The sequence below is a fragment of the Leucobacter japonicus genome, from assembly GCF_001273855.1.
Lineage (GTDB): Bacteria > Actinomycetota > Actinomycetes > Actinomycetales > Microbacteriaceae > Leucobacter > Leucobacter japonicus.
Genome location: NZ_JHBX01000105.1, coordinates 112,323 through 137,621 on the forward strand (window position 1 = coordinate 112,323; position 25,299 = coordinate 137,621).

Sequence of the window (25,299 nt, forward strand, 5' to 3'; positions counted from 1 at the left end):
GACTGGAGAACCGGGGCCATCTGCATGGTGTGGCCGAGCGTTTCGAAAGACCCGGGGTCAGCGCCCCTCGAACGTGCGCTTCCACTCGTCGACCGAGGTGATCTGCGGAAGAGCGGCGCGGTATTCCGCTGCCAGCCGATCCCAGTTCTTTCCGATCTCGCGGGTGAGCGCGCGCGACTCCTTGAGGAGACGGCGGAACTTCGCGCGGTCGTGCCGGTACCACATCTTGCCGCTGCCGTCGGCGGCGCCGACGATCACGCTGGAGTGATACGGGATGCGCCACCACAGCGCGTCGGCCTTCGCGTACTCGAGTTCCGGGGTCTGCGCGTCGGCTTCGTTGACCGTGCGACGCCAATGCTTCGGCAGCATGCGTGCGGTGAAGGCCGCGAGGCGCACTCCGGTCGGGTAGTCCTTCGGCTTCTCGAGGAGTGGCAATGCGCGCCCGCCGCGGGCGTGCGGCGTTTCGGGGTCGCCCGGTCGGTACACCTTCGTCTCGGGGAACTCTGCGGCTCGGGCGCGGGCGTCGGGCATCACCCTGGAGAGGTCGTCGTGGAGCCCCTCCGGCCCGCGCAGCACCGAACGCATGCCATCGACGGCGAGTTGCGTCGCGTAGTACTGCATGTTGAGCAGCTTCTTGATGTCTTGGCGGCCGCTGTTCTGCAAGAGCTTGCCACCGCCCTGCTGGTCGGAGTGCAACAGCCCAGCGATGATGCGGTTGCGCGTGTGGAAATAGGCCTGCCAGTCTTGCGAGTCGTCTTTGTCGAGCCACGAGATATGCCAGAGTGCGACGCCCGGCAGCGATACCGTGCGGTACCCGGCGTCGCGCGCACGAAGCCCATACTCAGCGTCGTCCCACTTGATGAAGACGGGGAGGGAGAGCCCGATCTCCGCGATGATCTTCTTCGGGATCATGCACATCCACCAGCCGTTGTAATCGGCGTCGAGGCGCGCATGCATCCACTTCGTCTGTCGCAGGTTGCGCTTGCGGAAGTCGTGGCGGAACTGCTCTTCGAACGACGGGCCCCACATGAACGGGCCGGGACGCACGACCTCCGACCACGCGTGCAGCACGGGCTTGTCGAGCAGGTCGAACATGTGCCCGCCGACGATGACCGGGGTGCGGCTGAACCGGCCGAACTGGAGGGCGCGGAGGGCGCTCTCGGTCTCGAACTCGACGTCGTCGTCGAGCAGCAGGAGGAAGTCGGTGTCTTCGCGCTCCAGCGTCTCGGCCATCGAACGAGCGAAGCCGCCCGAGCCGCCGAGGTTGCCCTGCTCAATGACCTGCAGTTTTTCGCCCAACGCAGCCGCGACGTCGTCGTACCCCTGCTCGTCGCGCACCTTCTGCGTGCCCTGATCGACGAGGAAGATGCGATCGATGCCCTCGAGCAGCTCCGGGTTCTCGGAGATGTTGCGCAGGGTGCCGACGCAGTAGTCGGGCTTGTTGTACGTCGTCATGCCGAGGCTCAGCTTGCCGGTCTCCACGGCTTCGGCCTCCGTCGACCAGCTGCCGCCGTCGAGCACCAAATCCTCCGTGCTGGCGATGAGGTCGAACCAGTACCAGCCGCCGTCGCTGAATGAACGCAGCGACAAATCGAATGTCGACGTGGCTTCGCCGGTCACGCTGCGGGAGTCGACGCGCTGCTGCACGCCAGATGCGTTCGAGCGGTAGACGATGATGGTGCCCGGGCCGGTGGTGCGCAGCTCGAGCTGCACCTGGTCGACGACCGTCCACCGCTGCCAGTACGACGCCGGGAACGCATTGAAGTAGCTGGCGAACGAGACGCGATTGCCCGACCGTACTCGAGTGCTCTCGCGCGAGAGCACGTTGTCGATGTGCGCGTTCTCGCTGAGGCGCACCGGCTTGCTTCGCACGGTCGTCCACGTCTCGGCGTCGGCGTAGAGCGGCAGGACGTCGGGGTCCTTGGCAACGGGGAACACAACGTTCTGCAGAATGGTCGGCATCGGGAACGAGCCTCTCTCGGCGTGCGGCGGTCGGAGTACCGGGTCAGTCTACCGGCGCGCACTGGTGTCGACACTGGGGCGCCGCTGGAGCCGAGAGTCGCTGGAGTGAGTGAGGGACCATCTCCGACTGCTCGTACGAGCACTTACAAACACACTTTCTGCTCATGTGAGCAAAGCGGTGCTCATAAGTTGTAACACGCTCGTAACCGCACCTACGCTTCCCGAGGGACACCAGTTACTGATCAAGGAGGCTCAGGTGAAACTTCGGAAAACAGGTCTGCTCGTGGCGGGCTTCGCTGCGGCGGCACTCATGCTGTCGGGCTGCTCGGTTTCGACCACCCCGGGAGGCGGCAGCGGGAACGAGGCGGGTTCGTCGAGTGACGAGCTCTCGATCGGCTTCAGCCAGGCGACGCAGCAGTCGCCGTTCTACGTCGAACTCGGCGAGGGCGTGAAGAACGCCGCTGAGAGCAGCGGTGCATCGCTCGAATACGTCGATGCCAACGGCGATGTCACGAAGCAGAACAACGACATCGAAGACCTCATCACCCGTGGGGTCGACGTGCTCCTCATCAATCCGGTCGATCCGCAGGGCATCGCGCCGAGCATCGCCTCGGCGAAGGCCGCAGGCATTCCCGTGGTCACGGTCGACCGCTCGGCCGAAGGCGCCGCGGCTCATGTGGGCCGCGACAACGTCGCCATGGGCGAGCTTGTGGGCGAAGCCGTGAGCGACGCGCTCGGCGACGCCGGTGGCAAGATCATCGAGATCCAGGGCGACGCCGGCGGAACGGTGGCGATGGATCGCTCCGAAGGATTCCACCGCGCCTTCGAGGGCAACGACGCCGTGCAGATCGTGGCCGGCCCGTATGCCGAGTACATCCGCGCGAATGCGGTCACCGCGATGCAGGATCTGCTGCAGGCGAACCCCGATGTGAAGGTCGTCTACGCGCACAACGATGACATGGCGCTCGGTGCGCTTCAGGTGCTTCGCGAGAGCGGCCGAGAAGACGTACTCGTCGCAGGGGTCGACGGCCTCATGGAAGCGGTCACGGCGATCGCCGATGGCAAGCAGTACGTTGCGACCTCGCTGAACGACCCGATCGCGCTCGGACGCACGGCCGCCGAAACGGCGCTCTCGGCCGCCGCCGGCGACGACGTCGAGGCCGAGATCGACGCGGGCACCGAGCTCGTGACCGCGAAGAACGCTGCCGACTACGTCGGCGACACCTTGTTCGCCGAGTCCAAGTAGGCCCCGGCGACGCAGCGATCGGGGCGGGCAGGCCCCGATCGCTGCACCGCACAGATTTGCTGCCCCTGGAGGAGAAGAGAACATGACGCGAACGATGACCGCTGCGGTCATGCACGAGCCCGGCGATATCCGCGTTGAGCAGGTGCCGGTCCCCGAGATCACCGAGGGTGACGTGCTGCTGCGGGTCGAGGCCTGCGGCGTCTGCGGATCCGACATTCCGCGCATGAATTTTGCCGGCGCCTACTACACCCCCATCATCTGCGGTCACGAGTTCTCGGGCACGATCGTCGAGGTCGGCGACGCGGTCGAGGGCCTCGCGGTCGGGCAGCTGGTCACGGTGCCCCCGCTCATTCCTTGCTACACCTGCGACAGCTGCCTGGCGGGGCACTTCAGCCTTTGCGAGGACTACGGATACTTCGGAAGCCGGCAGGAGGGCGCCTACGCCCAGTACGTCGCAGTGAACGCCGCAAACGCATTCCCGATGCCCGAGGGGGTTGACCCCCGAGCAGCCGCAATGATGGACCCGTCAGCCATCGCGCTTCACGCCATTTACCGCACGAAGCTCGGTGCTGGAAGCCGTGTCGCAGTGACCGGTGCCGGGCCGATCGGCCTCTTCGCGATTCAGTGGGCTCGCCTGCTCGGCGCCACCGAGGTGCTCGCCGTCGACCTGAGCCCGGAGAAGGCGGCGATGGCTCGTGAAGCCGGCGCCACGATGACGGCCAACAACGACGCTGAGGCCCTCGAGCAGGCGGGCCTGGGATTCGACGTCGTCATCGAGTCGGCCGGTGCTGCGCAGACGGTCGCGCTGGCGACCCAACTCACCGCGCGACACGGTGAGGCGGTGTTCATCGGGATCCCCCACACGCCGGTCGAACTCGCGAAGAGCACCTTCAGTCACTTCCTGCGCCGTGAGGCATCGCTGCACGGCAGCTGGAACTCGTTCTCCGCACCGTTCCCCGGCCGCGAATGGGTGGAATCGGCGCGAGCCTTCGCCGACGGTTCATTGAAGTGGGAGTTTATGATCACTCACGAGCTCGGGCTCGAAGCGCTTCCCGAAACCATGCGGCAGCTCGGTGAGCGCTCCATCTTCAGTTCGAAGGTGCTCTTCATGCCGAACCAGGGCTGAAGCGCAGCAGGAGGCAGACAACATGTTCGTACTCGCGATCGATATCGGCACCGAGGGCGCTCGCGCCGGAGTCTTCGATGAAACGGGCGCGCGGCTTGCCGACGCATCGGCGTCGTACCCCACGCACTTCCCGGCCCCGGGGTGGGCGGAGCAGCATCCGACCGACTGGTGGGCGGCGGCCGTGCAGGCGTCGCGTTCGGCGCTCGCCGCAGCCGGCGCCGTGAGCGTCGCGGCGGTCAGCGTCGCTACCACGGCGTCGTCGGTGGTCGTGGTGGGCGCCGACGGTGAGCCGCTGCGGCCCGCACTGCTCTGGATGGACGGGCGTGCCGCACCAGAAGCGGCGCGTACCGCGCAGATCGATCACCCGGCCCTGCAGTTTGCCGGAGGGTCGGATAGCGCGGAGTGGCTTGTGCCGAAGGCGATGTGGATCGCGCAGCACGAACCCGAGATCTACGCGGCGGCGCACCGCATCGCCGAGTCGGTCGACTACTTGACTTTCAAACTCACGGGCGACTGGGTCGGTTCGCGCATGAATGCCACCTGCAAGTGGAACTACGACCACCGCGGCGACGGGCTGCCCGAGGATCTGTACCGCGAGCTCGGAGTTGCCGGGCTCTCGGAAAAGTTGCCGCAGCGCATCTTGCCAGTCGGCGCGATCGCGGGCGAGGTCAGTGCGCGCGCGGCGGGTGAACTCGGCATCGCGCCCGGCGCCGCGGTCGTGACCGGCGGCATCGACGCGCATCTCACGCTGGTCTCGCTGTGGGGGCGCAGCGCGAACCCCGTGGCGATCGTCGCGGGAACGTCGAACGCGTTCATCGCAGAACTCGACGATCCGGTCTTCTCTCCGACGATCTGGGGCCCATATCCCGGCGCGCTGCGCGAGGGTCGATGGCTGATCGAGGGCGGGCAGATCTCGGCCGGGGCGGCGCTGTCATGGCTGTCCGAGCGCGTGCTCGGCGTCGGGCGCGAACGCATCGGCGAGCTCGTCGCACGCGCGTCTGACGTGCCGGCGGGTCAGCACGGCTTGATCGTGCTCGATCACTTCATGGGCAACCGCACCCCGCTCCGCGACCCCAAACTGCGGGGCGCGGTGCTCGGCCTGACCCTGGGCACGACGCCGGAAGAGCTCTACCGGGCGACCGTCGAGTCCGTTGCCTACGGCACGCGTCAGGTGCTCGAATCGTTCGAGCAGGTCGGCGTGAACACTGCCGACACATTCCTCACCGGAGGGATCCGACACAACCCGCTGTGGTTGCGCACGACCGCCGACGCACTCGGCCGCCCGGTGAAGCTTGTCGCCGGTGAGAACTTGACCACCCGTGCCCTCGCCGTGCTGGGTGTCTCCGCAATCTCGGGCGAGTCGCTGGAGACGGTTGCCGGCCGCTTCGCCCCCGAATGCAGGACGATCGAACCCGACGATAGCGCCACCGCGGCGCTCGACGACGGGTACGCCGCGTATCTGGAGGCGACCTCGGCGCTGACCGAGATCAGCCACCGGCTCGCCGATTCCGCCGCGGCGCGCGGCCAACGCGTGGAGGTGGGGGCGTGAAGACCGATGACGACACGCTGGCGGTGCGGGCCGCCGAGCTCTATTACCAGGATGACAAGAACCAGGCCGAGATCGCGGCGATCCTCGGGATCAACCGGTGGAAAGTCGGCCGCCTGCTGAGCTACGCCAAAGAGCGGGGCTACGTGCAGATCGAGGTGATCCATCCGCGCGCTCGCCGTCTGCCGCTCGAGCGGGCCCTGCGCGACACGTTCGGCCTGCGCGACGCCGTCGTGGTGCCGCAGGCGGCAAACGAGCGCGAGTCGTTCCAGCGCACGACCATGGCTGCGGCGGAATTTCTCGCGACGATGCGCCCGGTTCCGCGGAGCCTCGGCATCAGTTGGGGGCGCACGCTGCAGCAGATCGCCACCGACCTGCCGGAGGCCTGGGCATCGGGCATCGAGGTGATCCAGATCAACGGCGGCGTCACCGTGAATCGCAAGGCGGGTATGGCCTCGTCGACCGCCACCACCATCGCGCAGAAGGGCGGCGGCACGGTCACGCTGCTGCCGAGCCCGGCAATTCTCGAGCAGGCGTCGACGCGCGAAGCGATCGAGGGCGACCGCACGGTCGCCGGCATTCTCGAGGCCGCGCGCGAGGCGTCGGCCTACGTGTTCAGTGCCGGTGCCGTTGGGGGCGACTCGGTGCTGGTGAGCAGCGGCTACCTCGAAGCCGCCGACCTCACCCGACTGACCGAACTCGGCGCCGTCGGCGACGTGCTCGGCCGCTACATCGATGCCGACGGCAACATCGTCGATCCCTCGTTGAACGCCCGCACCCTCGGGCTGACCATCGCCGATCTGCAGTTGGCCGACACCGCGATCGCGGTGATCTCGGGGCGGGCGAAGTGGCCCGTCTGCCGCGCGGTTGTGCGCAGCGGCACCTGCTCGGTACTCGTCACCGACGAGGACTGCGCCACTCACCTGTTGAAGGAGCACACATCGTGATCAACACCTCCACTGCCGAGGCCGTCATCGACGACGCCGCGGCACCGCTCTTGCGCATGCGCGGCATTCGCAAGGGGTTTCCCGGCACGCTCGCACTCTCCTCTGTCGACCTCGACGTGCACGGGGGAGAAGTGCATTGCCTGCTCGGTGAGAACGGCGCGGGAAAGTCGACCTTGATGAAGATCCTGGCCGGCTCCTACATTCCCGATGCGGGCACCATCGAAATTGCGGGATCGCCCGTCGTGATGCAGCGCCCGCTCGATGGCATTGCCGCGGGTATCGCCGTCATCTATCAGGAGCTCGACCTGTTCCCCGACCTCACTGTGGCGCAGAATCTCTTCCTCGGGCACTCGCCGTCGCGCGGTGGCATCGTGCAGCGCGGTGAACGTCGCCGCTTGGCACTCGACGCCCTTTCGCGTGTGGGAGCAGTCTTTTCGCCCGATGCGCGCGTGGCGGATCTCTCGATCGCCGATCAGCAGCTCACAGCGATCGCCCGGGCGCTCACGACGGACGCGCGCATCATCGTGATGGACGAACCCACGGCGACGCTCGGCGAGGCAGATGTCGAAAACGTGTTCCGCGTCATCCGCCGACTCACTGAAGAAGGCCGTGCGGTCATTTACATCTCTCACCGACTCGACGAGATTCGGGCGATCGGTACGCGCATCACCGTGCTGCGCGACGGGGTGGGCGCGGCCAGGTACGCCGTCGCAGACACCGATGCCGAGCGCTGGATCTCGGACATGATCGGCGACAAGAAGGCCGAGCTCACCGAGCACCGGGAACGCCGGGAGTTCTCCGATGAGGTCGCACTCGGCATCGACGAGGTTTCCATTCCCGGCCTGATCGATATTCGTGGCATCGAGGTGCGATCCGGCGAGATCGTCGGTCTCGCGGGTCTCGGCGGCGCTGGACGCACAACGCTGCTTTCCGCGCTATTCGGTGCACGGCCCGCCGCAAGACGCCTTCGGGTGCTCGGCAAGCCCGCGTCGATCCGTTCGGTGAAAGACGCGATCGGGCACCGCTTCGGGCTGGTGCCGGAGAGCCGCAAGACCGAGGGGCTGCTGCTCGGACTCTCCGTCGCCCGCAACGCGGGCCTCGCGGCTCTGCGAGGAACGGGGTGGTTGCGGCCCCGAGAGCGGTCGGCGGCCCGCACGGCGCCGATCCTGCGCGATCTCGCGGTGAAGCATGCCAACGGCAACCAGGCCGTCGGCCTACTCTCCGGTGGCAATCAGCAGAAGGTCGTACTGGCCAAGTGGCTTGCACGCGACACCCGCGTGCTGCTGCTCGATGAGCCCACCCGCGGCCTCGACATCGGCGCGAAAGCGGACCTGTATCGGCAGGTGCGCGCGCTCGCCGACCAGGGCGCAGCGGTGCTCGTCGCATCGAGCGAGCTCGGCGAACTCATGGCGAATGCGGACCGCATCGTCGTGCTGCACGAGGGGCGCAACATCGGAGCATTCGATCCGATCGTCGACACCGAAGAGACGATCAGTCACGCGATTATCAGCGGAAAGGCATCATGAACGCAACGCAGACCGCACCGAAGCCGGTGCAAACGGACGCCGTCGTCCGACCGACCTGGAAGCAGCGGAGTTCCGGGTGGCTCATCAAGGGCAACCTCCTGATCGTCTTCGTGGTGATCTGCGCGATTGCTGCGCTGCTCAGCCCCGACTTCCTGACGGTGCGCAACATCTCGAACCTGCTGCAGCAGTCGAGCCTCACCGGCATCATCGCCATCGGCATGACGCTGGTCATTCTGACGAGCGGTATCGATCTGGCAGTCGGCTCGACTGCCGCGCTGAGCGGCATGCTGGTCGCGATCCTGCTCGATGGCAAGATGTCCATCGCGTTCGCGGTCATCGTCTCGCTCGCCGCCGGCATCGGTATCGGCCTGCTCATGGGGGCGGTGTCGTCGTGGATCAGGCTGCCGGCGTTCATCGTGACGCTCGCCGGGCTCACCGCGGTGCGCGGGTGGGCCTACACCCTGACCGATGGTCGACCGGCTGGCTCGGGGCTGCCCGACTCCTTCACGATCATCGGCGGCGGTTATCTGGGGATCCTGCCGCTCACCGGGCTTATTTTCATCGCGGTGACGATCGGCACGGCGCTCATCCTGCGCTACACGACCTTCGGCGAGTACATCTACGCGGTCGGCAGCAATGAGGAAGCCGCGCGGCTCTCGGGCGTTCCCGTGAACTGGGTCAAGACCGCGGTCTTCGGGTTCTCAGGTCTGACGGCGGCGCTGGCCGGCGTGCTGCTCACGAGTCGACTCACGATCGGGCAGCCGACCGCCTTCCAAGGGGCCGAACTCGACGCGATCGCGGCGGTCGTGCTCGGCGGCACGAGCCTCTTCGGCGGGCGCGGTAGCGTGGGCGGTACCTTCGTCGCGGTGCTGCTGCTCTCGGTGTTGAAGAACCTCTTCAACCTCATGGGCATCGGATCGTTCGTGCAGATGATCGCCACCGGCCTGATCCTCGTACTCGCACTCATCTTGAACAAGGTCCTGGACGCTCGCGCTCAGGCCGCCGCCCGCTGACCCGTCACTGAGGAGAACACCCATGAACAGCGCATCTCTCGACCTCGCCCGCACCATCGACCATACGTTCCTCAAGCCCGAGGGGCGTCGCGCCGACGTCGAGGAAGCGGTCGCCGAAGCAGCCGCCCTCGGCACCTACAGCGTGTGCGTCTCGCCATCCGAGCTGCCGCTCGTGCTGCCCGAGGGCAGCTCGCTCAAGATCACCGCGGTGTGCGGGTTCCCGAGCGGCAAGCACCAGTCGTCGGTGAAGGCGGCGGAGGCGGCCCTCGCCGTGACGCAGGGTGCCGACGAGATCGATATGGTGATCGATTTCGGTGCCGCGCTCGACGGGCGCATCGATGCCGTCGAAGCCGACATTCGAGCGGTGCGCGTGGCTGTGCCCGCACCCACGGTGCTCAAGGTGATCATCGAATCGGCGGCGCTCGACGACGCCACGATCACCGCCGTGTGCGGTGCCGCGGAGGCGGCAGGGGCCGACTTCGTGAAGACCTCGACGGGCTTTCACCCGGCGGGTGGCGCGACCGTACACGCGGTCGAGGTGATGCGTGCTGCAGTCGGGGATCGCGTCGCCATCAAGGCCTCCGGTGGCATCCGCAACCGCGGCGATGCTGAGGCCATGCTGCGCGCCGGGGCGTCGCGTCTCGGCCTGTCGTCAAGCCGCACCGTGCTCGACGGCGGCACCGGAAACGCCGGCTACTAAACACTCGCCGGTCTCGGTGCAGCCGCGGTGCCGCGGGTCAGTGAACGCGCAGTTCCTGGCCCGCGCGCCACACGGCCACGGTGAGCGGCGGCGCGCTCGCCGCGATCTCGCGCAGCAGCTCGAACTCGACGCGATCCGCATTGCGACGATGGATCTCGGCGTCGCTACCCCCAGCACGGGCCGCGAGTCGCGCCAGGCCGAACTCGGCCAGCAACCCGCGCTCCTCGAGCAACTCGTCTCGGAGCGCCAGCACCACGAAATCGTCGACCTCGGGCACCTCCGCAAACGCGACCGCGGGGTCTTCGCCGTCGCGCACGCGGTGCTCGAGAATCGTCTGGCGCTCCAATCGCGCGTCTGAGCGCAGCTGCACCAGACGCTCGGTGGTGAGGTGGAGGGTGTTCATCGGCTGGCCCGCGAGGCTTCGGTCTCACGCGCCACACGGATCGCGCCCGTGTCGTGCGTGATGGGCACGCGCCGCCACGGGATGAGCGTGGGCTCGGCCTCGAGCGACGGCAGGGCGAAGTCGAAACGCGATTTGACCGCGAGCAGCACGAGCAGCAGCCAGTTGCCCTCGATGAGCAGTCGGCTCTCGGTGAGCGACTGCACCAGCAGCGCGACGACGAGCAGGAACGGCCAAAGCGCGCTCGTCGCGTAGGGCAGCGGCGGGCCGTAGCCACGACGAGGCGGGTCGACGGCGCGGAACCACACTCGCCACGTGGTCAGCACGATCAGCGGCGCGAACGCGAGCACCCCGACGATACCGAGCTGGAACCAGACGTCGAGCCAGGCGTTGTGCGCACTCATGACCGAGATGCCGGCCTTGACATCGAGCGACTTGAAAGGCTCTGCCCAGGGCGCCCAGTAGCTCACCCAGCCCCAGCCGAACCAGGGCCGCTGATCCGCCAATTCGATGACTTTGTGCCAGGTCTCGACCCGGCCGGTGAGGTCACCGCTCTTGCCGAGCAGGCCGAATACGAAGTCGCGGGCGAACAGCGCTGCCCCGATCGCGGCGGCGAGCAGCACGCCGCCAGTCGCGTAGAGCGGTACGCGTCGCTCCGGACCGAGGCGACGGGCCCACAGGGCCAGCGCGAGAGCAACAATCACCGCGGCGAGCGCGACCCACACCGTAGCAGCCCGGGTGAGCAGAATGGTGCCGAACGACACCGCCACCCAGAACCAGCCCCACACGGGGCGCACGAGCCCCGCGCGCAGTTGAATGCCGAAGATGATGACGCCGAGCAGCGCGAGGAAGCCGAGCAGCACCGAGCTCGCAACGAGACCCTGGATCGGCCCACCGGCGAACAGCAGGTCGCGGCTCCAATAGAGCAGCTTCGGGATGCGACCGTCAGGGATGGGAATGAAGTTCTGCAGCAACGGCTCGCGCACGATCACCGCGACGAAGAGCTCGAAGACGAGCGACAACCCCAACAGATAGCGCAATGCCGTGCCGAGCGTGCGCAGCACTTCGTGCCAGGAGAGCACGAAGGCGATCACCACGGCGAGGAGCGTGGTCGCCAACTGGGCAAGCACGCCGAGCACGCTCTCGACGCGGTATTGCGACCAGGCGATGGACAGGATCGCGAGGCCGAGGAACCAGTAAAGCGGAGCGGGCAGCCGGTACCAGCGGAACCGATCCGGGCGCTCGCGCACAAAGATGATGACGCCCCAGACCACGAGCGCGGCAGCGAGCCCCAGAAAACCGGGCCACCCGACCAAATTGCGCAGGCCGTTGGCGCCCAAAGTGAGGATGAACACGCAGATCGCGTACGCGCTCACTCCGAGTCTCGTCTTGCTCTCCGACATAGTCGGTATGGTAGTTCATGCTTCACGGGGGACCATGTGCAGCGGACGCCTGCGGGCAGCGGAGGAAAGACGTGCTGATCTTCATCGAGAACACCCCGCGCGCCTATGCGTGGGGGTCGACGGACGCGTTGCCCGAGATGCTGGGAGTCGAGCCGACTGGGGAGCCGCAGGCCGAACTCTGGCTGGGATCGCACCCGGGGAACCCGTCGCAGGTCGCGAAAGCGACTCCCACGGAACAGACCGTCATCGATCTGGTACGCCGTGACCCCGAGCGCTATGGGGTAAACGGTGGGCCACTCCCGTTCCTCCTCAAAGTGCTCGCGATCGGCGCGCCGCTGTCATTGCAGGTGCACCCGAATAAGGCTCAAGCCGAGGCAGGCTTCGCCGCGGAAGAAGCGGCAGGGGTGCCCGTGGATGCACCGCACCGGAACTACGGTGACGCGAATCACAAGCCCGAATTGCTCGTCGCGCTGAGCACCGTGACGGCGCTCAGCGGGTTTCGGAACCTCGAGGCGGCTCGCTCGGACATTTCTCGACTCCATGATGCCGCGGCCGCATCCGGTGACGCTCCCGCGGCAGAGGTGTTCCAGCACGCGCTGGCCTCTGTCACTGGCGTCGACGAGGAGCACGCAAGACAGCAATTCCTCGCTTGGGTTTTCTCGGGTCAGACGACCCTCGTTCCTGCGCTGGATTGGTTCGCGCGCGAGCTGCTCGAAACGCAGAATGCGGGCGAAACAGACACGGCCCGTTGCGGCGGCATCGACACCGCTCGCGTCGATGCCCTGGCGGCTCTGGTCCGCGAGCATCAGGGCGATCCGGGCGTGTTCGTATCGCTGATGCTGAATGTCGTCGAGCTTGCACCCGGAGAATCGATCTACCTCGCCGCCGGGCATCTGCACGCATACTTGAGCGGCGTCGCGGTCGAAGTGATGGCGGCCTCGGACAATGTGTTGCGCGCCGGACTCACGAAGAAGCATGTGGACATCGACGAGCTGCGCCGGATCGTCGATTACTCGGAACTCCCCGACCCCAAGTTCTCCGGTTCGAGCGTGTCTCGTGGCCTGCAGGAATGGCAGCCGCAGATCGAAGACTTCCGGCTGCTGCGCGCCCGCGTCTGTGCTCGTGAAGACGTCGAAACACTCGGAATCCCTCTCGAGGATGACGCTGCCGCCGAAGTCGAAATCGACATCACTCATCCGACCGTGCTGATTGCAACGCGCGGTCGAGTGCTCGTGGAGCGTGATGATGCGCAGGCTCGCGAGGTGGCGAATGTGCGGCGCGGGCAATCGCTGTTTATTTCTGCGGGCGGGGTCATTCGTCTGAGTGGCGCCGGCGAGGTGTTTCTCGCCAGCGTGGGCGCGGAAGTCACCGACCGTCTGGAACAGCAGCGCGCCGACGTGTGAGCTCGGCGCGGCGCAGGCGAGTACACTGATCCGCGTGTCGAATGCCGAATCACGAGCCACCGCCTCACCCGCAACACCCGTCGCGCCGGGCGCCCAGCGCGCCGATCGTCTCGGCGGCTTGGGGCGTGTGCTGATCACGGTCTACATCGTGCTCGCCATCGCGGCGACCTTCCGCTCGGTCTACCAGATCATTGCGAAGTTCGACGAGGCGCCACTGGCGTACTCATTGTCGGCACTCTCGGGTGTCGTCTACATCGTCGCGACGATCGCACTGATCAAGCGCCGTGGCATCTGGCGCACGATCGCCTGGGCGGCACTCATCTTCGAACTCACCGGTGTGCTCGTCGTGGGCCTGCTGAGCGTGATTGAGCCGCAACTCTTCGGCCACCCGTCAGTGTGGTCGTTCTTCGGCAGCGGCTATGTCTTCATTCCGCTGGTGCTTCCGGTGCTCGGTCTGCTCTGGCTGCGCAGCACGGGCGCGGCGGAACGCGCTGCAGCAGGGTCTGCGTGATGCAGATCATCGAATCGATCGACGCGATCGACCCCGCGGATTTTGCCGCCGGGAGCTGCGTCGCAGTCGGCAAGTTCGACGGGCTGCACATCGGGCACCAAGCCATCCTCGAGCGCATGCGCGTCGCGGCGACCGAGGAGGGGACCCGCAGCGTCGCCTTCACCTTCGCGAACCACCCGCTCGGGTTTCTGAACCCCGAGTCGTGCCCGCGCCCGCTGATGAGTCGCACCCAGCGCCTCGAAGCGATCGCGGCGCTCGGTCTCGATGCGTGCGTCATGGTCGAGTTCGACGCCGACTTCGCGTCGATTTCGGCGGAGACCTTCGTGGTCGATGTGCTCGTCGGTCGTCTGAATGCGAAGCACATCATCATGGGCGGCGACTTCCGCTTCGGGCATCGTGGAGCCGGTGACGGCGACCTGCTGCGTGCGCTGGGGGCTCAGCACGGTTTCGTCGCCGAGGTGCTCGACTTCGTCGAAGACGATGAGGCCGGGCAGGTGTCGTCGTCGCGCATCCGCACCGCGGTGCTCGCCGGAGACGTGGAGGCGGCGGCGCGCATGACCGGGCGACCGGTCGCGGTGCGCGGCGACGTCGTGCACGGCGATGCCCGCGGTCGTGAGCTCGGGTTCCCGACCGCAAACCTTGGCGGTGCGCTCGAGGGCCTCGTGCCCGCCGATGGCGTATACGCCGGCTGGGTCGTCATCGACGGGGAGGTGCGCGCGGCCGCGATCTCCGTCGGCAACAATCCGACGTTCACCCCTGATGAAGTCTCGCGCGTCGAAGCGTTCATTCTCGATTTCTCGGGCGACCTGTACGGGCGCGTCATGGAGGTGCGCTTCGCTCACCGTCTTCGCGGCATGGTGCGATTCGACTCGCTCGACGCGCTCATCGAGCAGATGGATGACGACGTCGCGCGTGCGCGGCAGCTGCTCGCCAACTGATCGCGAGCTTCGCATTCCGTCATCGTTTGGCCGAACGCAGCGAGGCGAATGCTAGAATCGTGAGCACGGTCGCGTATTCTGCGGTTCGTGAGTCCCATGCCGCGCATGAGGTCAGACTCCGAACCCGCGAGCGGCCCGCGACTCGGTACGCGTTCCGAGACTGCAACTCGCCGATCAGGAGATCCTTTGGCAACCACCACTGCCACGCGCCAGCCCCAGCAGAAGGGCGGCGCGCAGCGCGGTCAGTCGCGCTCGAACGGCCGCCGCAAGCACACGCACAACGAGGGCATCATTCCGCTGCTCGCCCGCGCTGTGCGCGAGGTCGAATCCTCAGCGCAGCGGGGCAAGGCCACCCCGGCGAACCGCACCAAGTTCCACGTCATCGCACTGCTCATGCGCGAAGAGCGCGCTCGGGTGAAGACCGATGATCAGGTCAGCGACTCGGAGCGGGCAGAGACGCTGAAGCGTCTCGACGGCGTGGCGGCGATCCTCGCCAAAACCGCTGCTCGAGACACGAGCCTCATCACGCTGCTCGAGCCCGCTGCCGCGATCACCGAGGCCACGCGACTCCTGAAGCGCAAGATGCTCGGTCAGGCGGGCATCGAACTTCCCGAGGACGAGAAGGCGGCCCCCGAGCCTGCGCGCGCGATCGTGCCGCCCGAGCTCGCCGAGCGCCAGGTCGAGCCAGCAGGCATCGAGGCCCGCATGCTCGCGAACCCCTTCCTGTCGCCCGACCTCGCCCCGCCGAAGCAGCCCACACCGGTGGTGCGCCTCGCGAACTGGGAACTGCTCGGCCCGCTGCTCAAGTCGTTCGAACAGGGCGGCGGTGGCTCGGCGTGCATGGAGCTTCCCGCGCCCCCGGTGCCGGATCGCCTGGCCCCCGCCGGGCGCGAACTCATGCCGCACCAGGCCCGTTTCCTCGCCGGAGTGCGTGACGGCCACCGCAGCTTCCTGCTCGCCGACGAGCCGGGTCTGGGCAAGACCGCGCAGTCCGTTCTGGCAGCATCGGTCGCCGACGCCTACCCGTTGCTCGTCGTCGTGCCCAACGTCGTGAAGATGAACTGGGCGCGCGAGGTCGAGCGGTGGACGCCGCAGCGTCGAGTCACCGTCATCCATGGCGACGGGCAGAACATCGACGCCTTCGCCGACGTGTTCGTCGTCAACTACGACATCCTCGATCGTCACCTGAGCTGGATCTCGGATTTCGGGTTCAAGGGCATGGTCGTCGACGAGGCCCACATGATCAAGAATGTGCAGTCGCAGCGCTCGCGCAACGTGCTCGCCATCTCGGAGCGGATCCGTGAGCGCACGCCGGGCGTCTCACCCCTGCTGGTCGCGCTGACGGGCACGCCGCTCATCAACGACATCGATGATTTCCGTGCGATTTGGCGCTTCCTCGGGTGGACCGAGAGCGATAAGCCCGGCTCCGACCTGATGGCGCGGCTCGAGAACAACGGGTGGACCCCGGCAGACCAGTCGTTCTATCGGGAAGCGCGCCAGAGCGTGATCGATATGGGCATCGTGCGCCGCCGCAAGATCGACGTCGCCGCCGACCTGCCCGCGAAGCGCGTCGTCGACCTGCCCGTCGAACTCGACGACGAACTCGGCCGCAGTATTCGCGAGGCCGAGGCGCAGCTCGCGAAGAAACTGCTCGACCGCTTCCGCGTCGTCAAGCGCGGCAAGCTCGGCGAGAAGCTCGATGACACCGCGATCATTCGTATGGTCGCCGCACAGGAGCTGGAAGAGTCGAACTCGTCTGCCGACGGGCTCAACGTCTTCACCATGGTGCGCCAGATCGGCCAGGCGAAGGCCGCGCTCGCCGCGGACTACGCGGCGCAGCTCGCGCGATCGGTCGGCAAGGTCGTCTTCTTCGCGAAGCACATCGACGTCATGGATCGTGTCGAGCGACAGCTCGCAGAGGCCGGGCTCAAGACGGTCTCCATCCGCGGTGATCAGACCGCGGCGTTCCGCCAGGAACAGATCGACGCGTTCAACCAGAACCCCGAGATCTCGGTGGCGGTGTGTTCACTGACCGCCGCCGGCGTGGGCGTGAACCTGCAGGCATCGTCGAACGTGGTGCTCGCCGAGCTCAGCTGGACCGATGCCGAGCAGACGCAGGCGATCGACCGCGTGCACCGTATTGGCCAAGACGAGCCGGTCACCGCGTGGCGCATTGTCGCCGCGCAGACCATCGATGCGAAGATCGCCGAGCTCATCGACGGCAAAGCCGGGCTCGCCGCTCGTGCACTCGACGGAGCCGCAGCTCCGGCCGAGGATGCCGACTCGGTGCAGCTCCAGGCGCTGATCGGCGTGCTGACGAAGGCCGTCGAGCACGCCGGGGAGTAGCTCCGCAGGGGTCGAGGTACTCGACTCCCTGGCCGCATGCGTCTCCATTTTGGCGCGAACATGAACGTGCGTGAGGATCCTGCCAGCTAAGCTGGACTTCGGGCACCGTGGCACACGTCTGCCCGAAAGTGTTCGCGCGTCGAAGGGTGAGGTGCCGCATGCGTATCGGAGTGTTGTGCTCAGGCGGGGATAGCCCCGGAATGAACGCGGCCATCCGTGGGGCGGTGCTCCGCGGGGTTGAAGTCCACGGGTTCGACATGGTCGGCTTCATGGACGGCTGGCGCGGCTTTCACGAGGGTGATCTGGTGCCACTCGACCGTGCAGCGGTGCGCGGCATTTCCCCGCTCGGCGGGGTGATCCTCGGCACGAGCCGGGTGCAGCCCTTCCTTTCGGGGCGCGGCGACGCGGCCGACATTCAGGCGATTCGGGATCGCGTCGCCGAATACGGGGTCGACGCGTTCTTGCTGATCGGCGGCAACGGAACCCAGACTGTCGCGCAGCTGCTCACCGATCACGGCATCCCCGCGATCGGCCTGCCCAAAACCATCGACAACGATCTGGGCGGCACGGACTTCACCTTCGGCTTCGACACTGCCGTGTCGATCGCGTCGGAGGCCATCGACCGACTCCGCACCACGGGTGAATCTCACCGCCGCTGCATGGTGCTTGAAGTGATGGGCCGCGACGTGGGTTGGATCGCCCTGCACGCCGGCATGGCTGGCGGTGCGCAAGTCACACTGATTCCCGAGTTCCCCGAGTCGATCGAGCAGATCAGCGAATGGGTGCTCAGCGTGCGCGACCGCGGCCGATCATCACTGGTCGTCGTCGCCGAGGGGTTCCGTCTCGCGGGTGACGAGGAACAGACCACCCGGCAGGGGCTCGACGGCTTCGGTCGGCCGAGACTCGGCGGCATCGCCGAAGTACTCGCCCCGCTCATCGAGCAGCGCACGGGCATCGAAACCCGCGCCACCGTGCTCGGGCACGTGCAGCGCGGCGGATCCCCGACCGCATTCGATCGCGTACTGGCCACCCGCACCGGCATCGCGGCGGCCGACGCCGCGGAGGCGGGGCAGTGGGGCACGATGGCGGGCCTGCGCGGCGATCGCATCGAAATGGTGCCGCTCGCCGAGGCGGTCGGACACCTGAAGACGGTGCCCGATGCCCGGTACGAGGAGGCGCGCCTCAACTTCGGTTGAGTCGAAGCTTGCCCCGGATGGAGCGGGTCAGGCGTTCAGGCGATCCTGCACGTCTTTCAAGGACGGATTCGTGGCGGTGGACCCATCCGGGAACACCAGCGTCGGTACCACCGCATTGCCGCCGTTCACCGACTTGACCAGCTCTTCGGTGCCGGGCGTCTCTTCGATGTCGACGACGGTGTAGCCGATGCCCGTCTTGTCGAGCATGAGCTTCAGCCGCTTGCAGTACCCGCACCAGACAGTGGAGAACATCGTGACGGTGCCCGACTCGGGCGTGAAATCGGTGAGTGCTGCGGTGCTCATATGGTCCTCTCGATCGACCCCACCAGCGTACTCCGGGCAGATGAACACGCGCAGGTTTCGACTTCAAGGTGAACGACAGGTGAACTCAGGTGCTCAGCTTGACCTGCCGTGTGCCAGATGTAACCATGATGTACGGCGCTGGCGCGGTGACTCTCGAGGCTCACGAAACAGTGAACACGAGGTGACTTCGCCGGTGTGTACCGGAAGGCCCGTCAGGGTCCCGCTCCCGAAAGAAAGACGCCGGTGGAACTCACCCTCATCGTGCTGCTGGTCATCGTACTGGCCCTCTTCTTCGACTTCACGAACGGCTTTCACGACACCGCGAATGCGATGGCGACGCCCATCGCGACCGGTGCACTCAAGCCGAAGACCGCGGTGCTGCTCGCCGCGATTCTGAACCTCGTGGGCGCGTTCCTCTCGACCGAGGTCGCCAAGACGATCTCGGGCGGGCTCATCAATGAGGGTGGTGACGGCGTGCTCATCACGCCAGAGCTGATCTTCGCGGGTCTTATCGGTGCAGTCGTCTGGAACCTCGTCACCTGGCTGTATGGTCTCCCCTCGAGTTCCTCGCACGCGCTCTTCGGCGGCCTCATCGGTGCGGCGATCGTCGGTGCCGGAGTCGCAGCAATTAACGGCGGCGTCTTCCTATCGAAGATCCTGATCCCGATGGTCGCGGCCCCGCTCACCGCCGGCATCGTTGCGTTTACCGCGACGAAGGTGGCATACGCGATCACGAAGCGCAACGACGGCAAGAAAGACGGCCGCGGTCGTTTCCGCTACGCCCAGATCGCGTCGTCGTCACTCATCGCGCTCGCGCACGGCACCAATGACGCGCAGAAGACGATGGGCGTCATTACCCTGACGCTTGTCGCCGCAAACCTGCAAGACCCGGGCACCGGCCCGCATCTCTGGGTCGTCGTGGCCTGCGCGCTCGCGATCGCGCTCGGCACGTACTCGGGCGGCTGGCGCATCATTCGAACGCTCGGTGCAGGGCTCACCCAGGTGAAGCCCGCGCAGGGGTTTGCCGCCGAGACCAGCACCGCAGCCACCATTCTGGCGTCGAGCCACCTCGGGTTCGCGCTCTCGACGACGCAGGTCGCGTCGGGCTCCGTCATCGGTTCGGGTCTGGGGCGTCGCGGGTCGAGCGTGCGCTGGCGCACCGTTGGGCGCATCGCCTCGGGCTGGCTCTTCACGCTTCCCGCGTCGGGCGCCGTCGGCGCGATCGCCGCGGCAATCGCGCACACCGGGTTCGTCGGTGTCATCATCGACGCCGTGCTCGGGTTCGCCTTCATCCTCTTCATCTTCTGGCGTTCGAGCCGCAATAAGGTCGATCACGGCAACGCGATTCCGGTGCCTGACGTCGCGGAATCGGGCTATGCGGTGCGCATTCGCAAGGGCAAGGTCAAGCAGGTCAAAACTGAGACCGGCACGGTGCCGCCGCTGACATCGGTGGCTCAGGCGGCCGTGCTTGACGACATCGCCGCAAAAGACGCGGCACGAGAAGCCGAGCGGCTCGCGCGCGAGACGGCACGAGCAGAGCGTGCGGCACAGTCGCAGGCGGCTGAAGCGAAAGATGCGGAGGGCGAACGATGATCGACTGGATGGCATTTCTGATCGTCTTCGGCGCCGCGCTCTTCGCCGCGGTGTTCGTCGTCGCGCTGTACTCGCTCGGCCTTCGCTTTCTGGCCACACCGGCGCCCCCGGCGCGACTCGCAGACGGCACGTTCGAGCCGAACGGCCCCTCGCGAGACGACGAAGACGACGACGTCGATGACATCGGCCGCCCACGTTGGGCGACGATCGCGGCGAACCTCTGCTTCGGTCTCTCGGTGGTCGTTGTGCTCGTCGGTATCTTCCTCATCATTCCGGCCCTGCACTTCTGGTGATCCCCTGATCTTGCGCGCGCACTGAGACGCGATGCGTAAGGTGGCCGTATGAACGGCACGACGCTCGATCGGATTCCTAACATCGTCGCGGGCCTGCGGCATTCGTTCGCGGCCGGAGTGACGAGACCCGAGACGTGGCGCCGCGAGCAATTGCGGCGACTCAGAGACGCGCTGGTCAGCCGCGCCGACGAATTTGAGGCGGCCCTGCACGCCGATCTCGGCAAGTCGAGTACCGAGGCGCAGCTGACCGAGATCGGCTTCGTGATCGCCGAGATCGATCATGCCCTGCGGCATCTGCGTCACTGGATGCGGGCGCGGCGCGTGCGCGTGCCGCTCGCGGTGCAGCCGGCGACTGCCCGCGTCGTTGCGGAACCCCTCGGTGTCGTGCTCGTCATCGCGCCGTGGAACTACCCGCTCATGCTCGCGCTCTCGCCGGTCATCGGCGCGCTGGCTGCGGGCAATGCCATCGTGATCAAGCCCAGCGAGTTGGCTCCTGCGACATCGGCGCTGATCGGGCGTCTGGTGCCCGAGGTGCTCGACCGACGCGCCGTCGCGGTGATTGAGGGCGGCGTGCCCGAGACGTCGGCGCTGCTCGCCGAACGATTCGACCACCTGTTCTACACGGGCAACGGGCGAGTGGGGCGCATCGTCGCGCACGCGGCGGCGGATCACCTCACCCCCGTCACCCTCGAGCTCGGAGGCAAGTCTCCCGTCTACATTGATACGACGACTTCACTGGCGGATGCGGCTCGTCGCATCGTCTGGGGCAAGTTCATGAACGCCGGTCAGACCTGCGTCGCACCCGATTACGTGCTCGGAACGCCGACGGTGCTCGCTGCGCTGCACCGACACCTCGTCGACGCAATCCACGAGTTGTATGGCAGCGCGACCCATGCGAACCCCGATTACGGGCGGATCGTGAACGACGCGCAGTTCGCACGCCTGGTCGGGTACCTGGGCGACGGACGGGTGGTGGCCGGGGGAGAACACGATGCCGCGACGCGTTTCATCGCACCGACGGTGCTCGCGGACGTCGACCGGGGGGCATCAGTCATGCGCGAGGAGATCTTCGGGCCGATTCTGCCGCTCGTGCCCGTGACGAGTCTCGATGACGCGATCGCGTTCGTGAGTACCCGAGACAAGCCGCTCGCCGCCTACGTCTTCACAGGAGACCCCGCCGTGCGACGGCGCTGGGAACGGGAGACGAGCTCGGGGGCGCTCGGGTTCGACGTGCCGGCGCTGCATCTCGTCGTCCCCGATCTGCCGTTCGGCGGGGTCGGGCCGAGCGGCACGGGGGCCTACCACGGCGAGCGATCGTTCCGATTGTTCAGCCACGAGAAGGCGGTGCTCGCCAAGCCGCTCGCGCCCGACACGCTCGCGTCGACGATCATGCCGCCGTACACCGCCGGCAAAGATGCGTTCGCGCGACGGTGGCTCGGCAAACTGCTCGATCGCAGCGTATGAGCGGTTTCGAATCTGCCCGTCGCTAGGATTGGCCTGTGGAAGAGCGCAGAAGCACCGCCGCTGAGAGCGGCGGGGAAGTCGAGGGCACGAACGCTGCCCACGAGTTGCCGCTGGGAGTGAGAGTCGCCGCGGCGTGGTCGTGGCGACTGCTGCTGATCGGTATCGCCTTCGCCAGTTTCCTCTGGCTGGTGGTGCAGGTGCGCATCATCGTGATCCCGCTGCTGATCGCGATCCTGCTCACTGCGCTGCTCGCCCCGATCGTGCACTGGTTCGAACGCCAGAAGCTGCCGAGGTGGCTCGGCGTCGTCTTCGCGCTGGCGATCTTCGGCGCCTTCGTCTGGGTGCTGCTCACGCTGATCATCACGCAACTGCGCGACGGGCTGGGCGATGTCGCCAACCGCTCTGAGCAGGTGTGGTGGGAGATGCTGCGCTGGGCCGAGGCGACGTTCGGCATCTCGGCGAAAGAGATCGGCGGATTCACCGATCAGCTCTTGAAGACCATCGAGGGGCACCAGTCCGAGCTCTGGAACGGTGCGCTGGGGGTGGCCACCTCCGCAGGCCAGTTCGTCACTGGGTTGCTCCTCACGATCTTCTCGTTGATCTTCATGCTCATCGACGGGCGACGCATCTGGAACTGGGTGCTCGGCTTCCTGCCGGCCCGCGCACACGCTCCGGTCGACGCCGCGGGCCGTGCCGGGTGGGTCTCGGTCGGGCAGTACGTGCGCGTGCAGATCTTCGTCGCATTCGTCGACGCAGTCGGCATCGGCGTCGGGGCCGCGGTGCTCGGCGTTCCGCTCGCGATTCCCATCGCCATTCTCGTCTTCCTGGGTTCGTTCATTCCGTTCCTGGGTGCCATCAGCACCGGCCTCCTCGCGGCCTTCGTCGCGCTCGTGTACAACGGGCCGGTGAACGCGCTGATCATGCTCGGCGTCGTGATCCTCGTCAATCAGATCGAAGGCCATGTGCTGCAGCCGCTCGTCATGGGCAGTGCGGTTCGCGTGCACCCGCTCGGCGTCGTGCTCGCGGTGTCGACCGGCGCACTGGTCGCGGGCATTCCCGGTGCACTCTTCGCCGTGCCTCTGGCCGCAGCCGCGAACTCGATCGTCAACACGCTGGTGAAACGGCAGTGGGAAGCGGGAACCGACCCGGTGGCCGAATACCACCGCAACGATCACGCCCACCAAGAGGCTCGGCAGCGGGCCCGCAGCATCGCCAAACTCCGTCGCAAGGGAGGACGTCCATGACCGAGCAGAAGCCGGCGCCGGTACTCGCAGATTTCGAGCGTGCGCTCGAGAACGTGCATCAGGTCACGCAACACACGCCGCTCGAGACGTCGCGCTATCTCGCCGAGATTCTCGGCGTGCCGGTGTACATGAAGTGCGAGAACCTGCAGCGCACGGGCGCCTACAAGTTGCGCGGAGCCTACAACCGCCTCACGCAGCTGACCGCGGACGAGCGCGCGCGTGGCGTTGTCGCCGCGTCGGCCGGGAACCACGCTCAGGGTGTGGCGTTCGCGGCGCGCGAGCTCGGTATCAAAGCGACGATCTTCACCCCGCTCGGGGTCGCTCTGCCCAAGCTGCAAGCCACGCGCGGGTATGGTGCCGAGGTCGTGCTCGAGGGGGCGACGTTCCATGAGACGAACGCCGCCGCGCAGCGCTTCGTGGCCGAAACGGGGGCGACGTTCATTCCGCCGTTCGACCACGACGCCGTGATCCAGGGGCAGGGCACGGTCGCTCTCGAAATCCTCGATGAGGCGCCCGACGTCGAGACGATCGTCGTGCCGGTCGGAGGCGGCGGGCTCATCTCGGGCGTCGCCGTCGCCGCGAAGCTTCGTGCGCAGCGCGATGGGCGCCCCATGCGCATTATCGGTGTGCAGTCGGAGAACGCGTCGCCGTTCGTCGCCTCGCTTGACGCGGGTGAACCCGTCACCATCACGACGAAGCCGACGATCGCCGATGGCATCGCCGTCGCGCGCCCGGGCGATCGCAACTTCGAGCTCGTGCGTGAGTTCGTCGATGAGATGGTCACCGTCAGCGACGATGACATCGCGCGCGCCATCGTGATGCTGCTCGAGCGGGCGAAACTCGTCGTCGAGCCTGCAGGGGCCGCCGGCGTGGCCGCAATGCTCGCGGGCAAGGCGAACGTGAGCGGGCCGACGGCGGTGATCCTGTCGGGCGGCAACATCGACCCGCTGCTGCTGCAGCGCGTGATCGGTCACGGTCTCGCGGCGTCTGCGCGATACATGAAGTTGCGCATCCTGCTGCCCGACGTGCCCGGTCAGCTCGTGCGCACCGCGTCCATCGTCGCCGAGAACAACGCGAATGTCGTCGAGGTGATTCACACTCGTCACGCGACTGAGCTGCCGATCAGCGAGGTCGAGTTGGAGCTGCACATCGAGACCCGTGGCCACGATCACGGCGAGGTTGTCGCGGAGGCGCTGCGCGATGCCGGCTACACCGTGCGGGTGGGCGAGCGCTACTAGGAGCGACACGCATCGCGTGGCGCCGTAGCGCTCGGTGCCGCCCACGGCGGCAGCCCACGGAGCGAAGCGCGGGGTGGAGCGCTACTAGGAGCGACACGCATCGCGTGGCGCCGTAGCGCTCGGTGCCGCCCACGGCGGCAGCCCACGGAGCGAAGCGCGGGGTGGAGCGCTACTCGGCGGCGCCAGGCACAGCGTGGCGCCGTAGCGCGCCTCACTGCACCGGCAGCGGAGCCCCCGCCTGCTGGGCGTAGAGCGCGATCGCGGCGCGCGCGTCGGCAACGGTGATGCTGCCGCCGCCCGTGATGTGCAGGCCGTACGCGTCTTCGAGTGCGACGAAGTTCATGGCGACGATCTCGAGTGGACCGGTGAGGTCGAAGTCTCCGGCGGCGACGCCCTCTGCGAGGATGTCGCGGTAGAGTCCGAGCTGCTCCCGGTACAGCTGCTGCACGAGTTCGTCGTGCAGATGCGACTTGCCGCCGAGCACGTCGAACTCGTAGAGCAAGCTCATGAGGGCGTCGTCGGGTCCGGTCGGCAGCCCCGCGGTGATGGCGACATCGAGCTTCGCCGGCGCGCCCGTCTGCCGTGCGACGAGGGCGACGCGCTCCGAGCCGACGCGCGCGAGGCCCGCGGCGTGGGCTTCGACGAGGATCGCGTCGAGGTCGTCGTAGTAGTACAACAGGGCGCCGCGCGTCACTCCGGCCTGGTTCGCGACGTCGGTCAACGAGAGGCTGCGGAGCCCGTGCTCGGCCGCCGCCGCGAGGGCCGCGTCGACGACCTCCTTGCGGCGCTGCTGCTGGGTGCTCGGTCGTGCCATGCCTGCCAGTATGCCAGGGGATCGGGCGATCCGGCGCACCGCAAGCGGCCAGAACGAGCCGAGCACAGCGCCATTATTTGACATCTG

General features: G+C 67.1%; 22 protein-coding genes. 17 read left to right on the plus strand and 5 right to left on the minus strand.

Annotation, left to right across the window (positions count from 1 at the left end; all coding sequences use genetic code 11):
* Window positions 1-57: 57 nt before the first annotated feature.
* Complete coding sequence (locus tag AMS67_RS07540) at window positions 58-1,962, minus strand: glycosyltransferase (protein WP_053386842.1); 1,905 nt, start codon at window positions 1,960-1,962, stop codon at window positions 58-60.
* A 256-nt stretch (window positions 1,963-2,218) separates the two neighbouring features.
* Between AMS67_RS07540 and AMS67_RS07545 the strand changes: the two genes are divergently transcribed.
* The 7 genes from AMS67_RS07545 to deoC all read left to right on the plus strand — a co-directional run bounded on the left by AMS67_RS07545 (window position 2,219) and on the right by deoC (window position 10,066).
* A complete protein-coding gene (locus tag AMS67_RS07545) occupies window positions 2,219-3,208 on the plus strand; it encodes a substrate-binding domain-containing protein (protein ID WP_241488019.1) in 990 nt (329 codons plus the stop codon).
* 82 nt (window positions 3,209-3,290) lie between these two features.
* Window positions 3,291-4,334: a galactitol-1-phosphate 5-dehydrogenase gene (locus AMS67_RS07550; RefSeq protein WP_053386843.1), complete on the plus strand. Its 1,044-nt coding sequence runs from the start codon at window positions 3,291-3,293 to the stop codon at window positions 4,332-4,334.
* 22 nt (window positions 4,335-4,356) lie between these two features.
* A complete protein-coding gene (locus AMS67_RS07555) occupies window positions 4,357-5,883 on the plus strand; it encodes an FGGY-family carbohydrate kinase (RefSeq protein ID WP_053386844.1) in 1,527 nt (508 codons plus the stop codon).
* Entirely contained in the window at window positions 5,880-6,827 is a 948-nt protein-coding gene (locus AMS67_RS07560) for a sugar-binding transcriptional regulator (protein WP_053386845.1), read from the plus strand. The genes AMS67_RS07555 and AMS67_RS07560 overlap by 4 nt, the downstream gene beginning before the upstream one ends.
* Entirely contained in the window at window positions 6,824-8,353 is a 1,530-nt protein-coding gene (locus tag AMS67_RS07565) for a sugar ABC transporter ATP-binding protein (RefSeq protein WP_206541751.1), read from the plus strand. The genes AMS67_RS07560 and AMS67_RS07565 overlap by 4 nt, the downstream gene beginning before the upstream one ends.
* Complete coding sequence (locus tag AMS67_RS07570; RefSeq protein WP_053386846.1) at window positions 8,350-9,366, plus strand: ABC transporter permease; 1,017 nt, start codon at window positions 8,350-8,352, stop codon at window positions 9,364-9,366. The genes AMS67_RS07565 and AMS67_RS07570 overlap by 4 nt, the downstream gene beginning before the upstream one ends.
* Before the next feature lie 22 nt (window positions 9,367-9,388).
* On the plus strand, window positions 9,389-10,066 hold the full coding sequence (gene deoC / locus AMS67_RS07575; protein WP_053386847.1) for a deoxyribose-phosphate aldolase: 678 nt from the start codon (window positions 9,389-9,391) through the stop codon (window positions 10,064-10,066).
* A 37-nt stretch (window positions 10,067-10,103) separates the two neighbouring features.
* Here deoC and AMS67_RS07580 read toward each other — a convergent pair whose 3' ends face one another.
* Together AMS67_RS07580 and AMS67_RS07585 are read right to left on the minus strand one after the other, a co-directional pair.
* On the minus strand, window positions 10,104-10,469 hold the full coding sequence (locus tag AMS67_RS07580; protein ID WP_053386848.1) for a hypothetical protein: 366 nt from the start codon (window positions 10,467-10,469) through the stop codon (window positions 10,104-10,106).
* Window positions 10,466-11,869 carry an O-antigen ligase family protein gene (locus tag AMS67_RS07585; protein WP_053386849.1) on the minus strand — a complete coding sequence of 468 codons (1,404 nt, stop codon included), beginning with the start codon at window positions 11,867-11,869 and terminating at the stop codon, window positions 10,466-10,468. The genes AMS67_RS07580 and AMS67_RS07585 overlap by 4 nt, the downstream gene beginning before the upstream one ends.
* Window positions 11,870-11,940: 71 nt before the next feature.
* Here AMS67_RS07585 and manA point away from each other — a divergent pair, with 71 nt between their 5' ends.
* The 5 genes from manA to AMS67_RS07610 all read left to right on the plus strand — a co-directional run bounded on the left by manA (window position 11,941) and on the right by AMS67_RS07610 (window position 18,263).
* Window positions 11,941-13,272 carry a mannose-6-phosphate isomerase, class I gene (gene manA, locus AMS67_RS07590; RefSeq protein WP_053386850.1) on the plus strand — a complete coding sequence of 444 codons (1,332 nt, stop codon included), beginning with the start codon at window positions 11,941-11,943 and terminating at the stop codon, window positions 13,270-13,272.
* Between the two features lie 34 nt (window positions 13,273-13,306).
* Window positions 13,307-13,783, plus strand: a complete 477-nt coding sequence (locus tag AMS67_RS07595) for a hypothetical protein (protein ID WP_053386851.1) — start codon at window positions 13,307-13,309, stop codon at window positions 13,781-13,783.
* Window positions 13,783-14,721 (plus strand): bifunctional riboflavin kinase/FAD synthetase, encoded by a 939-nt coding sequence (locus tag AMS67_RS07600; protein ID WP_053386852.1) that lies wholly within the window; start codon window positions 13,783-13,785, stop codon window positions 14,719-14,721. The genes AMS67_RS07595 and AMS67_RS07600 overlap by 1 nt, the downstream gene beginning before the upstream one ends.
* Window positions 14,722-14,907: 186 nt before the next feature.
* Window positions 14,908-17,067: a DEAD/DEAH box helicase gene (locus AMS67_RS07605; protein WP_053386853.1), complete on the plus strand. Its 2,160-nt coding sequence runs from the start codon at window positions 14,908-14,910 to the stop codon at window positions 17,065-17,067.
* A 158-nt stretch (window positions 17,068-17,225) separates the two neighbouring features.
* The gene (locus tag AMS67_RS07610; protein WP_053386854.1) at window positions 17,226-18,263 is read left to right on the plus strand and encodes a 6-phosphofructokinase; all 1,038 of its coding nucleotides are present in this window, start codon (window positions 17,226-17,228) and stop codon (window positions 18,261-18,263) included.
* Between the two features lie 27 nt (window positions 18,264-18,290).
* Here AMS67_RS07610 and AMS67_RS07615 read toward each other — a convergent pair whose 3' ends face one another.
* Window positions 18,291-18,566 carry a mycoredoxin gene (locus AMS67_RS07615; protein ID WP_053386855.1) on the minus strand — a complete coding sequence of 92 codons (276 nt, stop codon included), beginning with the start codon at window positions 18,564-18,566 and terminating at the stop codon, window positions 18,291-18,293.
* Between the two features lie 243 nt (window positions 18,567-18,809).
* Here AMS67_RS07615 and AMS67_RS07620 point away from each other — a divergent pair, with 243 nt between their 5' ends.
* The 5 genes from AMS67_RS07620 to ilvA are packed head-to-tail and all read left to right on the plus strand — an operon-like array spanning window position 18,810 to window position 24,398.
* Window positions 18,810-20,159, plus strand: a complete 1,350-nt coding sequence (locus AMS67_RS07620; protein ID WP_053386856.1) for an inorganic phosphate transporter — start codon at window positions 18,810-18,812, stop codon at window positions 20,157-20,159.
* A complete protein-coding gene (locus AMS67_RS07625; protein ID WP_053386857.1) occupies window positions 20,156-20,452 on the plus strand; it encodes a hypothetical protein in 297 nt (98 codons plus the stop codon). The genes AMS67_RS07620 and AMS67_RS07625 overlap by 4 nt, the downstream gene beginning before the upstream one ends.
* A gap of 48 nt (window positions 20,453-20,500) precedes the next feature.
* Window positions 20,501-21,916, plus strand: a complete 1,416-nt coding sequence (locus AMS67_RS07630) for an aldehyde dehydrogenase family protein (RefSeq protein ID WP_053386858.1) — start codon at window positions 20,501-20,503, stop codon at window positions 21,914-21,916.
* 35 nt (window positions 21,917-21,951) lie between these two features.
* Complete coding sequence (locus AMS67_RS07635) at window positions 21,952-23,160, plus strand: AI-2E family transporter (RefSeq protein WP_053386859.1); 1,209 nt, start codon at window positions 21,952-21,954, stop codon at window positions 23,158-23,160.
* Window positions 23,157-24,398: a threonine ammonia-lyase gene (gene ilvA, locus AMS67_RS07640; protein WP_053386860.1), complete on the plus strand. Its 1,242-nt coding sequence runs from the start codon at window positions 23,157-23,159 to the stop codon at window positions 24,396-24,398. Before AMS67_RS07635 ends, ilvA begins: the two co-directional genes overlap by 4 nt.
* Before the next feature lie 211 nt (window positions 24,399-24,609).
* Here ilvA and AMS67_RS07645 read toward each other — a convergent pair whose 3' ends face one another.
* The gene (locus AMS67_RS07645; RefSeq protein WP_053386861.1) at window positions 24,610-25,212 is read right to left on the minus strand and encodes a TetR/AcrR family transcriptional regulator; all 603 of its coding nucleotides are present in this window, start codon (window positions 25,210-25,212) and stop codon (window positions 24,610-24,612) included.
* Window positions 25,213-25,299: the final 87 nt, after the last annotated feature.

What these genes read in the sequence shown, in the direction of transcription:
- AMS67_RS07580 (WP_053386848.1), bottom strand. Translation starts at nt 10,469, where the DNA reads ATGAACACCCTCCACCTCACCACCGAGCGTCTGGTGCAGCTGCGCTCA.
- AMS67_RS07550 (WP_053386843.1), top strand. Translation starts at nt 3,291, where the DNA reads ATGACGCGAACGATGACCGCTGCGGTCATGCACGAGCCCGGCGATATC.
- AMS67_RS07645 (WP_053386861.1), bottom strand. Translation starts at nt 25,212, where the DNA reads ATGGCACGACCGAGCACCCAGCAGCAGCGCCGCAAGGAGGTCGTCGAC.
- deoC (WP_053386847.1), top strand. Translation starts at nt 9,389, where the DNA reads ATGAACAGCGCATCTCTCGACCTCGCCCGCACCATCGACCATACGTTC.
- AMS67_RS07555 (WP_053386844.1), top strand. Translation starts at nt 4,357, where the DNA reads ATGTTCGTACTCGCGATCGATATCGGCACCGAGGGCGCTCGCGCCGGA.
- AMS67_RS07570 (WP_053386846.1), top strand. Translation starts at nt 8,350, where the DNA reads ATGAACGCAACGCAGACCGCACCGAAGCCGGTGCAAACGGACGCCGTC.
- AMS67_RS07615 (WP_053386855.1), bottom strand. Translation starts at nt 18,566, where the DNA reads ATGAGCACCGCAGCACTCACCGATTTCACGCCCGAGTCGGGCACCGTC.
- ilvA (WP_053386860.1), top strand. Translation starts at nt 23,157, where the DNA reads ATGACCGAGCAGAAGCCGGCGCCGGTACTCGCAGATTTCGAGCGTGCG.
- AMS67_RS07630 (WP_053386858.1), top strand. Translation starts at nt 20,501, where the DNA reads ATGAACGGCACGACGCTCGATCGGATTCCTAACATCGTCGCGGGCCTG.
- AMS67_RS07625 (WP_053386857.1), top strand. Translation starts at nt 20,156, where the DNA reads ATGATCGACTGGATGGCATTTCTGATCGTCTTCGGCGCCGCGCTCTTC.
- AMS67_RS07585 (WP_053386849.1), bottom strand. Translation starts at nt 11,869, where the DNA reads ATGTCGGAGAGCAAGACGAGACTCGGAGTGAGCGCGTACGCGATCTGC.
- AMS67_RS07540 (WP_053386842.1), bottom strand. Translation starts at nt 1,962, where the DNA reads ATGCCGACCATTCTGCAGAACGTTGTGTTCCCCGTTGCCAAGGACCCC.
- AMS67_RS07610 (WP_053386854.1), top strand. Translation starts at nt 17,226, where the DNA reads ATGCGTATCGGAGTGTTGTGCTCAGGCGGGGATAGCCCCGGAATGAAC.
- AMS67_RS07600 (WP_053386852.1), top strand. Translation starts at nt 13,783, where the DNA reads ATGCAGATCATCGAATCGATCGACGCGATCGACCCCGCGGATTTTGCC.